Annotated in this window: 9 protein-coding genes; 1 reads left to right on the forward strand and 8 read right to left on the reverse strand. The window is 38.0% G+C overall.

The window, feature by feature from the left end:
- Positions 1–10: 10 nt before the first annotated feature.
- A complete protein-coding gene (locus tag AAHF87_RS04430) occupies positions 11–2,128 on the forward strand; it encodes a bifunctional (p)ppGpp synthetase/guanosine-3',5'-bis(diphosphate) 3'-pyrophosphohydrolase (protein ID WP_342147290.1) in 2,118 nt (705 codons plus the stop codon).
- Here the strand turns inward: AAHF87_RS04430 and panC are convergent.
- The 8 genes from panC to grxD form a co-directional block, all read right to left on the reverse strand.
- Positions 2,106–2,879: a pantoate--beta-alanine ligase gene (gene panC / locus AAHF87_RS04435; RefSeq protein WP_342147291.1), complete on the reverse strand. Its 774-nt coding sequence runs from the start codon at positions 2,877–2,879 to the stop codon at positions 2,106–2,108. The two genes, AAHF87_RS04430 and panC, sit on opposite strands and share 23 nt — an antisense overlap.
- Entirely contained in the window at positions 2,863–3,648 is a 786-nt protein-coding gene (panB, locus tag AAHF87_RS04440) for a 3-methyl-2-oxobutanoate hydroxymethyltransferase (protein ID WP_342147292.1), read from the reverse strand. Before panB ends, panC begins: the two co-directional genes overlap by 17 nt.
- Positions 3,649–3,958: 310 nt before the next feature.
- A complete protein-coding gene (gene coaBC / locus AAHF87_RS04445) occupies positions 3,959–5,179 on the reverse strand; it encodes a bifunctional phosphopantothenoylcysteine decarboxylase/phosphopantothenate--cysteine ligase CoaBC (RefSeq protein WP_342147293.1) in 1,221 nt (406 codons plus the stop codon).
- Between the two features lie 199 nt (positions 5,180–5,378).
- Positions 5,379–6,890, reverse strand: a complete 1,512-nt coding sequence (locus AAHF87_RS04450) for an LbtU family siderophore porin (protein WP_342147294.1) — start codon at positions 6,888–6,890, stop codon at positions 5,379–5,381.
- A gap of 144 nt (positions 6,891–7,034) precedes the next feature.
- Complete coding sequence (locus tag AAHF87_RS04455; protein WP_342147295.1) at positions 7,035–7,763, reverse strand: TerC family protein; 729 nt, start codon at positions 7,761–7,763, stop codon at positions 7,035–7,037.
- A 232-nt stretch (positions 7,764–7,995) separates the two neighbouring features.
- Entirely contained in the window at positions 7,996–9,429 is a 1,434-nt protein-coding gene (locus AAHF87_RS04460) for an LbtU family siderophore porin (RefSeq protein ID WP_342147296.1), read from the reverse strand.
- A gap of 257 nt (positions 9,430–9,686) precedes the next feature.
- Positions 9,687–11,111 (reverse strand): LbtU family siderophore porin, encoded by a 1,425-nt coding sequence (locus tag AAHF87_RS04465; RefSeq protein WP_342147297.1) that lies wholly within the window; start codon positions 11,109–11,111, stop codon positions 9,687–9,689.
- A gap of 607 nt (positions 11,112–11,718) precedes the next feature.
- Positions 11,719–12,027, reverse strand: a complete 309-nt coding sequence (gene grxD / locus AAHF87_RS04470; RefSeq protein ID WP_342147874.1) for a Grx4 family monothiol glutaredoxin — start codon at positions 12,025–12,027, stop codon at positions 11,719–11,721.
- Between the last annotated feature and the right edge of the window lie 118 nt (positions 12,028–12,145).

The following is a 12,145-nucleotide window of genomic DNA, read 5'->3' on the forward strand; positions in this document are numbered from 1 at the left end:
GGGCGCTTGCATGCACATGTTTAGTGACCTCAAACAAGAAATACAAGTCTATCTGTCCCCAGAGCAAATAAAACAAGTCTATAATGCTTATCAATTTGCCGCTAGGGCCCATTCTGGTCAAAAACGCCATAGTGGCGATCCTTACATTAGCCATCCTATCGCAGTTGCTAAAATTCTCGCGCAAATGCGCATGGATGCTCAGACACTAATCGTCGCAATTTTACATGATGTTATTGAAGACACTCCCATCGAAAAAACGGTTTTAACTGCAACATTTGGCGGCGAAATAGCAGAGCTTGTCGATGGGATGAGTAAACTGACGCAAATTCAATTTCAAAGCCGTGCAGAAGCTCAAGCAGAAAATTTTCGCAAAATGTTGCTAGCTATGGCAAAAGATATTCGTATCATTATCATAAAACTGGCCGATCGCTTGCATAACATGCGCACCTTATCCGCAGTACCTGTAGAAAAACGTTATCGTATTGCTAAAGAAACATTGGATATTTACGCCCCAATTGCACAGCGCTTAGGTATGCATATGGTACGTATAGAATTGGAAGATCTTTGTTTTTTAAACCTTTATCCATGGCGATATCGTATTTTACAAGAAACAGTTCAAAAAAATCGACGTAAACATAAAACAAGTATCCATAAAATAGAATCGGCTTTGAAAGAGTGTTTGGATAAACATCATTTACCTTTTCATACTATTTGGCATAAAAAAAAGCATCTGTATCAAATTTATAAAAAAATGCGGGAAAATCATTTAGCCTTCAATGAAATCATTGATATCCCAATTTTTTGCATTATTGTAGATAATATTGATAGTTGCTATCGCGTACTCGGTGCAGTACACAATCTTTATAAGCCTCTGCCCGATCATTTTCACGATTATATTGCCATACCTAAAGCGAACGGTTATCAAGCATTACATACAACTTTATTTGGTCCTGGCGCTACGTCAATTCACATACAAATCCGTACCACCACCATGGATAATGGCGCTGATCATGGTATTGTAAGTTACTGGTTAGAGGAAAAAACTAAAGCTAACGAACTCCGTCCACATTTGCGCGCACGAGAATGGCTCAAGCGTTTACTGGATATTCAACAAACCACTCCTAGTTCCTTAGAATTTATGGAGACGGTGAAAATCGATCTTTTTCCTACCGATATATATATCTTTACGCCTAAAGGTGACATCATTGAGCTTCCTCATAAAGCCACCTTGATCGACTTCGCTTATGCGATTCACTCTGATATTGGAAATCACTGTATTGCAGCAAAAATAGATAAACATTTAGTTCCACTCAGTACGCATTTACAAAGTGGTCAAACGGTAGAAATCATCACTGATCCGAAAACTTTTCCTGATTCACGCTGGTTGGAGTTTGTAGCGACTGGCCGTGCTCGGAGCCATATTAGACAGTTTTTTAAAAATAAGCAGCATAATGAAGCCGTACAATTAGGCCAACGCCTGCTGGATAACAATTTAACTCCTTTAGGACAAGACAGTACTCAAATCAACGTTAAAAATCTGAATAAGACCTTACAAAAGTTTCAATACGATTCCTTAGAAGATTTATTCGAAGCTATTGGACTAGGGTATATACACCCTGCTTTAGTTGCTTATTCAGTATGTAGTTTAAAACCTAGTTTTAAAAATCAAATTAACTCATTACCCGTGTTCCTTAAAAATGCAGATAACGGTTTAATTAAATTCGCTGAATGTTGCCGACCTATTCCGGGCGATGACATTATAGGTTTACTCAATGCTGGACATGGTCTTACTGTGCATTTACAACGTTGTAAATACGCAGCGCGACTTATTAAAAAAAACCCTGAGCGGGCCATTTCCATACAATGGGAAAAACAAACTAATGGATTTTTTAAAACGGATATTTATATTGAAACTATCAATCAACATGGTGTATTAGCATTATTAACACATAATATTGCTAAAGCCGATGCTAATATTGAAAATATCAAAGTTGAAAGTCGTGATAGAAAACATAGTATTATTCACTTTACTTTGTCAGTACTCAATCGCAAGCACTTAGCCAAAGTCATCCGTTTTTTACGCACCATTCAATATACAATAAAAATTACCCGTCATCTTTCAATATAGGCAAAGCATCGATTAGCCGTACGTCCCCAATCTGGATTGCTGCTAAACGTCTCTCCCAATGATCCGCAACGTAATCTACCTTAAACCCTAAGCTTTCTAATTGTTTCATAGCAGCTTCCGCGCTTGAAGCTAGTTTTAAAATCATCGGGAAATGAATCGCCAAATCACGCTGCTCTGAGCTCAAACGACTATTTCTTGAGCTTAAAGCTAAACCATCTGTTGCTCGAATAGTCGGGCAAGCAACGATTTCTGTTTCTAAAAAAAGTGCTTGCGCCATTTTTTTAATGAGTAATAATTGTTGATAGTCTTTTTCGCCATAATATGATCGCGTTGGTCTTACAATATTCAGATATTTTAATACCACGGTTAACATCCCAATAAAATGTCCGGGGCGAAACTCTGCTTCTAATTCTTTGCTTAAATCACTGGTATCATGAATCTGAATGTGATAATTATCGGAGTAAATAGTTTCAGAATCAAACAATAATAAATAATCAACTTTCTGCTTACTTAATAAAACACTATCTTGTTCTAAACTGCGCGGATAGTGTATGAAATCCTCTATTTGATTAAATTGCTTAGCATTTACAAAAATGGCCACCACAGTTAAATCATTTTCCGCTTGGGAACGAGAGCATAGACTTAAGTGACCTGCATGCAAATGACCCATTGTATGTACAAATCCTATACTTTTATTATTATTTTTTTTCCTTATGTTTTGCCAGTCGTTAAGCTTAATAACTATGTTCATCACTGGGAAATTCTTTATGTTTAACGCAATGACTATAGTGTTCAACCGCTTTTAGAATCAGTTGATTACCATCAAGAAATTGATTAACAAATTTTGGTTTGAAATCCAGATTGAGTCCTAATAAATCCTGCGTGACTAAAACCTGTCCGTCGGTATCAACACCAGCCCCTATACCAATCGTTGGAGTTTTTAACGAGCCTGTTATTTTTCTTGCCAGTTGTGATGGAACACACTCAAGTACTATAGCAAAGCAACCTGCTTGTTCTAAGGCTAAAGCGTCTTGTTGAAGCCGTTCTGCCTGAGCAACCGTTTTTCCTTGGACTTTATATCCACCTAGGGCATGGACAAATTGTGGAGTTAAACCTATATGACCCATGACAGGAATACCCGATTCAACTAAATGGGCTATTAATGAGAGATTACCTGCTGCACCCTCTAATTTAATAGCTTGCGCACCTGCTTGCATTAGCTTTTGAACTGCAATAACACTTCGTCTTAATGATTGACGATAACTTAGAAAAGGAAGATCAGTAATAATAAACTTAGCAGGAGCTCCTCGACGTACCGCAGCAGTATGAAGTTCCATCATAGGCAGCGTAGCCATAACCGTATCTTTAAAGCCATGCATGGTCATGGCAAGACTATCGCCAATTAATAAAGCATCTAAAGAAGATTCATTAAAGATTCTTGCGGTACTATAATCATAGCAAGTTAAGATTACGATTTTTTCTTTAATTATTTTTTTTTCAGCAAATTCTAAAACGCTCATACGCCATTTACCAGTAAAGAATGGTAATAACGAAGAACAATAGGTACCTGTCGCATGATCAAGTCCTCATGTGTTTACTCTTCGCACTTGAATTTTTGTCTGCGTTACCGCTCAATTCGCAATCCTCATGTATATTAATACATTCCGGTTGCTTCATTCTCGCGGCGCCTTGCCAAAAATCCAATTGCTGTGAGTATATTCTTGAAGCAAAAATTTTTGTCTCCTTCACAAAGGATAGGAGCGTGCTTAGTGTAAAGAGCTAGTGTCCAATTATCAAGCGATCTGCGGTTTATCCCTGACTGTATTCGATCTAAAGAGGCGTGTTAGCATTTTTTTTCGTGGAACTAAGCATACGATTCGAAACAATTTGCAGTAATTGCTGGGCTATTGATTGTTTAGTTGCACATGCTAGATGTATAGGCACATCAGATGATAATACCGTCACTTCATTTTTATCACTATCAAAACCAATATCCGTTTGACTCACATCATTAACTACCATTAGATCTATATTTTTACTTCTTCGCTTTTCTTCTGCAAATTTTAAGGTATATTCGGTTTCGGCAGCAAACCCCATCAGTAAAGGCCTAGCTTCTAAACTCATTTGACTAACCGTAGCCAAAATATCAACAGTAGGTTTTAGCTGTAGGGTTAAAGGTGCGCCTGTTTTTTTAATTTTTTGTAATGCTGGATTTACGATTTGATAATCTGCGACAGCGGCAGTACTGATAAAAATCGTTTGCGAACTAATTTCCTTCTCAACTGCCATTAGCATTTCGGCAGCTGTCTTCACCGCTATAAATTTCAATTTTTTTGGGGGTATTAACGCTACAGGTCCGCTAATGAGTGTAACTTCAGCTCCCGCTTCTATAGCAGCTTGGGCTAAAGCAAATCCCATCTTTCCTGAACTACGATTTGACAAATAGCGCACCGGATCGATGCATTCTTGAGTAGGACCAGCAGTAATTAAAATTCTTTGCTTTTGTAAATAGGGTTTAATAAATACCTTTGCTAAGGCATCGACTATTTCTTGGGGTTCTAGCATGCGGCCTAAACCAAACTCGCCACATGCTTGACTTCCTTCTCCAGGCCCTATAAATAAGCAATCTCTCTCCTTTAGTTTACACACATTATCTTGAGTTGCCCGATTAGACCACATTGCTTGATTCATTGCAGGCACAATAATTAATCTAACGTTAGATGCTAAACATAAGGTACTCAGTAAATCATCAGCAAGACCATGAGCTAATTTAGCAATCACGTGTGCTGTTGCAGGAGCAATCAAAATACTATCAGGCCATCGCGCAAGATCAATATGACTCATTGCAGCTTCAGCTTCGACATCTATAAGTTCCTCATATACTTTATGCTGTGAAACAGCTTGTAGCGTCAAAGGAGTTACGAATGCCTTACCACAGGAAGTTAAAACAACCCTAAGGTCATAATTTTGTTCTTTGAGTTTTCTGATAAGTTCCGGGGTTTTATATGCAGCGATGCTACCTGTAATACCCAATAAGATACGCTTGTTCATTAGACCAGTTATATAACCTGCGTGATAGACTTAATTTCATTTTTAAAGTGCTAGTCTACGGTTGTCATTTACTCATGTAAATTCCGTTCCTCGGCTATTGTTTGCCAACTCAAACCCATCACTGGGTTAAGCATGAGGCTTAGGATAACAAAAAGAGATATTAAAGTAATACCCCCTCTTATAAGATTTTAATTTTTATTTAAAAGTATAGGCCTACTTGTAAAGTAATCGTATTCCCGCTTTTCCCTGTCCCATTAATAGGATTAAGTCCTAGCCCTGATTGCCCTAGAGCGACATCTGTTGCGCTATAGTCAATATCGTGACGAAACTCTAAACTTTCAATGGTATCTTTCCAAATAGACGTACTAACGGTTGCTATATAACGCTTTTTAGGAATAAGTAAACCTAAAGCATCTTTTGATTGATCATATCCAATAATAACTGCGCTAGGCTTTTCCAAAACACTAAATTTATACGCAGCTTCTGCATGAAAAGCTGAAGGCTTAGCACCTTGATTATCAAATGATAATACTGAAGAGGAGAATGAACGACTAGCCGTCACATATTCACCGGTAATACTAAAAGCTTCAATACTCAAAGTTCCGCGTGCATCTAAGCCAGGCACAGGATTAAGAACTTCAGTGTTATTGTTAGTCGCAAAACCTTCGAAATTATTAGGCCCATTATTACCATTATGTTGCAGGCCTAGCGAATCTGCTATGCTGCGAATATAACTTCCTGCTACATCAATATTCCATTTTGGCTTAGTAAAAATATACTCAGCATTAGCACCATAATTCCGCAGACCATTATTATCTATGCTAGTTCGGCTTGGTCCTCTAAAAACAAAAGCTGATAAATTTAAATCATTTTCATTATTAAATTGTTTTGAATAACCTAACTCCAAGGCCCTAGCTTTGGTTCTGCCTAAGGTTTTAGTGAATGGATCGCTGATCATTGAAGATGAATATTGACCAAAGGGCACATAAAATTGACCCATAGTCATATACAAAGGAAACTTTGCTAAATTTCCAATAGTTAAGAACCCTCGCTCTAAAAGAACACGAGAATTGTCAATTCGTCTAGGCGACATATCCGTCGGGGGTGTATTGTCATAAACAAACGCGATGAGTCCTGTGACCCACTGATTGACTAAAATTTCAGTATCTAATTCAATACCCGTCAAATCAATATCGGTAGCAGAGTTATTTTGGAAATTGCCAAAATGACTGGTATGAAAAATTTGAGATTCTATTTTTCCACTTAAATTAATAACAGGTGTATCTGAAAGTTGATGGCCATTTTCTTGCAAATAGTTAAAAATTTGTTTTCTTTGTTGTAATAAGTAAAGGTCTTCATTCACATAAGGCTGATTAACCACTAAATCAGAAGCATTATATTCCGAGTTGATACCGATAAAAGGCGAGCTAATAACGGGTGTCCCTATGATAAAAAAAGGATGTAAAGAGGTAACTAAACTTTGATGAGCAGTAATCTCATTAGAAGAAATATTAGGTGAATTTGATTGTTTACGTAAAGTAGCTACCTGATTTTGCACACGTTGCAATTCGGACTCCAATACTTGAGTCCTTTGTGCTAGTCTTCTAATTTCTTTATCATTTGTCTCATCAGCAAAAGCCAGATTCCCCTGTAAACCCAACCAGCACACAATAGTCATGAGCGCCGTTAATTTATATTTATTACTTAGCATGAGGAGCACCTTATTATTGAAATAAGTGATAGCACCCCTATTTATCAAAAAAAACTGATGAATGCAAGCATATTTTTCTTTAGTGTTTATTTAAGTCATCACTTTTATTTAAAAATCAGTAGGTTTCCCCCCAAGATTTAGCCGCTAATTCAGATTTTTCTTCTGTCGCCAGCGCCTGGCCAAAATATTTAACCATTCAACAAATACCGAGAAAGCGATAGCAAAATATAGATAAGCTCTAGGTATATGCAATCCAAAGCCATCAGCTACCAATACTAAGCCGATTAATAATAAAAAACTTAAACCGAGGATCTTTAAGTTGGGATAAATATTAATAAAATGACTCAAGGGTCCACTAGCCCATATCATTAATGCAATCGCGATGATAATAGCTAAGGCCATAATTATAAATTCCTGAGCCATTCCTACTGCAGTGATCACGCTATCCAATGAAAAAATAATATCTAAAAACATAATCTGAATGATAACCATCGAAAATCGTGAATATCGGTGTAAATTACTTTTATTTTCTTTCTCAATAGTTACATTAAAATGAAGTTCGCTCGTACCTTTTGCAAGTAAAAATAACCCTCCTAGGATTAAGACCAAATCCCTACCAGAAAATACATGGCCCACCAAATTAAAAAGGGGTTGTGTAAACTTAGTCATCCAAGCAAGCGTTGCCAGCAAAAGTAAACGCGTTAGACAGGCGAGTAATAAGCCAAATTGACGGGCTGAGCGTTGTTGAGCCTTAGCAAGTCTATTGGTCACGATAGAAATAAAAACCAGGTTATCTATTCCTAGAATAATCTCTAATGCCGTTAAGGTAAGCAAACTAATCCAAGCTTCCGGTGAAAAAAATAATTCAAACATAGTAAACCCTGACCTTTTATAAATTTATAATTTTTTTGAAGAAAATAAAATTACGAAACAACCCTGCTGATATTTAAGCTTACTAGGGCAATCTATACATAAATATTTTAAATATTAGCAGTTTTTCGTGCCTCCGGATAAACTACTAGATAATTAAAATATTTTCTCTAAACAAAAAAGCCCGCTTGCGCGGGCTCAATGCTTTATTTAAATTCATTTCGTAATAGTAAATTTAAGCAAACTTAATGCTGGCACGTAATTGACCCACTGTTGATTTATTGCCGGTTGCACCAAAATGTATTGTTCTAGCTGGTACGGGTGGCGTGATGTTAGGAGGAGAAGGAGGAGTAACAATAGCCCCTTCACCAATGTTGTAATCTCTGTCTTGGAATATTGCTATGCCTACATCAAACCATTTGGCTAAATTAACCATATAGTCTGCATAGATACGACGCTGCGGTAAAAAGGTAGCTAAGTGCGTAGTTTTTTGATAACCAATCGCCACACGTGATTGATGCGCCGCCACTGGGAACGTCAATCCAGCTTCTAAGCCCCATACCACGGGTTTACCCAATTGAGATTGAGCAGTCGGAATAGTTACTGGAAAACCCGGTGAAGTACTGCCACTTAAAAAGAATGGATTCGCTAAACTGCGGGTTGTTGAAATGTAGTGCCCATTTGCATCAAAGGGTCCAAAGGCAATATCCGCATTCACGTTCCAAGCCGGGACTTTGGTATTCGGCAAACCCGGAACGGTTGTGCCTTCAACCAGTTGATTAAGGTAATAGGAAGACAAGAAATTGGAATCCGCTATGTTTGCAATATAACCTGCGTTAACGTTTAACTTGCTGTTAAACATCTTAAATCCATACCCTAAATCTGCACCACCGTTTTGGATACGGCGCGTAGAACCACCATCTGAGATTTTAGGATTACCTGCAAAGGTATATAAGGAACCATAAAAACCGCTAGGGATAATAAATCCTAATTGTGCAGCAGTTGACGTAATCTCAGTGAATAATTGTGTTGGATTCTCTTGAGTTACAAATCCATACGGATCATAGGCACCAAATGGGATGTATTCTTTACCCACCCTGAAATAGATAGGTGAAGCTTGGAAATTACCGATAGTCGCATAAGCCGTATCGATTGCGGTTCGATTCAATGGATGATACACAAAGAATGAATTAGCGATGTTATACGGACCTGTCGAGCCAGGAACGCCTGACAAAGAGCTATACACGACAGACATATTCGCCGTCACCCAATTATTAACCCGCGCATCTACAAATAAATTTGCATTATTCAGCAATAAATCACTGGCGCGACCGGATGTTGGAATTGTTAAAACGTTTGGAGGTACCGAAGTGGGATCCACCGCAATGGTTGGATTAAATGCTGGATTAAACTCCCAGAAAACCGGCGGCTTATTAGCTAAATAAGCGTCTGTGTTTATCCAACCGCTGATATTGATGCGACAAGTCCAACCACAAGGTTGATCAAATCCACCGGGCTGATTTCGGTCAAGGATCATATCGAGTTTATTGACTTGATAGCGCATCACATCCCTTTGAAAGGATGGATCTATCATGTACGGCTGCATCGCCAGTACGGGCCCACTTAACCCCAGTGTTACGAGTGAAGCAACAATCGTTTTGAGTTTCATCCTAAACCATCTCCTTGTAGAATTAAATAACTCCATCTATCGCTCTTGCCAAATCTAAGTAAAACAACCATTTAAACACATTAAAAAGATTACTAGATTTGTTTTCGATCATTATAAATAAAATAAGATCAATCGAGTTCATCTTAGCAGTACTTTATAACTATCTCAATAAGATAAATTTATTTTTATTAGTTTCATAAAAAAAGCCCGCTAACGCGGGCTTAATGCTTTAACTAAAATTATGAGGTAACAATAATTTATGCAAATTTAATGCTGGCACGTAATTGTCCGGTTGTTGATTTATTTCCGGTTGCGCCTGGATGTACGATAGTACCAGGATTGGGTAAAGTTCCTCCTGTAGTAGTATCAACGATAGCACCTTCACCAATGTTGTAGTCTCTGTCTTGGAATATTGCTATGCCTACATCAAACCATTTGGCTAAATTAACCATATAGTCTGCATAGATGCGGCGTTGTGGCAAGAAAGTCGCTAAATGTGTGGTTTTTTGATAACCAATCGCCACACGTGATTGATGTGCCATCACTGGAAACGTCAATCCAGCTTCTAAGCCCCAAACGTTAGGCTTACCTAATTGAGCCGGTGGATTAGATAAAACATTAAGGCCTGGCGCAGAATTACCACTTAAAAAGAAAGGATTGGCTAAACTACGTGTAGTTGAAATGTAGTGACCATTTGCATCAAAGGGTCCGAAGGTCACATCTGCGTTCACATTCCAAGCCGGTACCTTTTCATTCGGTAAACCCGGAACAGTTGTACCTTCAACCAGCCCATTAAGATAATAAGAAGATAAAAAGTTTGAGTCTGCTATATTCGCAATATAACCTGCGTTTAAATTCCACTTACTATTAAACATTCTCCAACCCCAGCCTAAATCTGCACCACCGTTTTGGATACGGCGCGTAGAACCACCATCTGAGATTTTAGGATTACCTGCAAAGGTATATAAGGAACCATAAAAACCGCTAGGGATAATAAATCCTAATTGTGCAGCAGTTGACGTAATCTCAGTGAATAATTGTGTTGGATTCTCTTGAGTTACAAATCCATACGGATCATAGGCACCAAATGGGATGTATTCTTTACCCACCCTGAAATAGATAGGTGAAGCTTGGAAATTACCGATAGTCGCATAAGCCGTATCGATTGCGGTTCGATTCAATGGATGATACACAAAGAATGAATTAGCGATGTTATACGGACCTGTCGAGCCAGGAACGCCTGACAAAGAGCTATACACGACAGACATATTCGCCGTCACCCAATTATTAACCCGCGCATCTACAAATAAATTTGCATTATTCAGCAATAAATCACTGGCGCGACCGGATGTTGGAATTGTTAAAACGTTTGGAGGTACCGAAGTGGGATCCACCGCAATGGTTGGATTAAATGCTGGATTAAACTCCCAGAAAACCGGCGGCTTATTAGCTAAATAAGCGTCTGTGTTTATCCAACCGCTGATATTGATGCGACAAGTCCAACCACAAGGTTGATCAAATCCACCGGGCTGATTTCGGTCAAGGATCGAATCAAGTTTATTGACTTGATAACGCATTACATCCATTTGATAGGATGTATCCATCATATAAGGCTGCATCGCCAATACAGGCCCGCTAAGCCCCAATGTTACGAGTGAAGCAACAATCGCTTTGAGTTTCATACTCATCCATCTCCTTAATAGGTTGTTAACTCAACATTAGATTGTTTGAAAACTAAATTTTTTGCTCTCTCACCGACAAACTAGTTTGTCGTCTCAAACAAAAAATTAGTTTTACAAAAATCTAGTACTTCTTTAATTTCATGCCCGCAACACACCGATAAAAGTTGGAATATGCTACGTTCATAAAAAAAATTCAAAAAACAATTTATTTATATTTATCCCTTGTTATTTCCTACCAAGGCTGTTTAATTTCCATTCCTGCTTTATACAAGCGATATCGGCGAAAATTAAACAACCCTGGTCTTGGCACCGCTGTAAATTAACAATTTACAGTTTCGCAAACTCTAAACGGAGACTTGCTTAGCGGTTTACCAGAACCGTTTTTACAGACATTATATTTGTTTTTTTAAATTTCAGCGATTTGGAAGGTACAAGACTTTGTTATTAGTGCTGAAAATAGCTTCTTTTGAAAGATTCGATAGCTATTGCATTTTATACCTAACCCCATGACTGATGTCAATGGTTTCATTATAAAATACGCCTTACTACCTTAACCTATAAAGAAAACGTACCAATTAAAGGAAAATAGATGCTAAATCAATTTAAATCAAGTTTCTGATAATTTTTTTTGTAGCTCGCCAGTTTTGTAAAGCTGTTCGACTATATCGCATCCGCCCATTAATTCACCTTTATAATAAAGTTGTGGAAAAGTTGGCCAATTCGAATATTGTGGTAGATCGCGACGTATATCACTCTCTTCAAGCACGTTGACATGTGCAAATTTTAAACGGCATGCTTTTAGTATCTGCACTACTCGCGCGGAAAACCCGCAACAGGGCTTTTCGGGAGTTCCTTTCATGTAGAGAATCAACGGGTATTTCGCAATTTGTTGCTCGATTGTTTCTAGCGCACTCATTTCAGTAATAGACATTTATTTTCCTCTTTATATACTCTTCGCACTTAAATGCTTGCCTTATCATTAGCTGGATTTTAAACTGTAGCAAGCAATTTTAGCAAATCGATAAAAATAGGAT

It is taken from the genome of Rickettsiella endosymbiont of Aleochara curtula, assembly GCF_964030935.1.
GTDB lineage: Bacteria > Pseudomonadota > Gammaproteobacteria > Diplorickettsiales > Diplorickettsiaceae > Aquirickettsiella.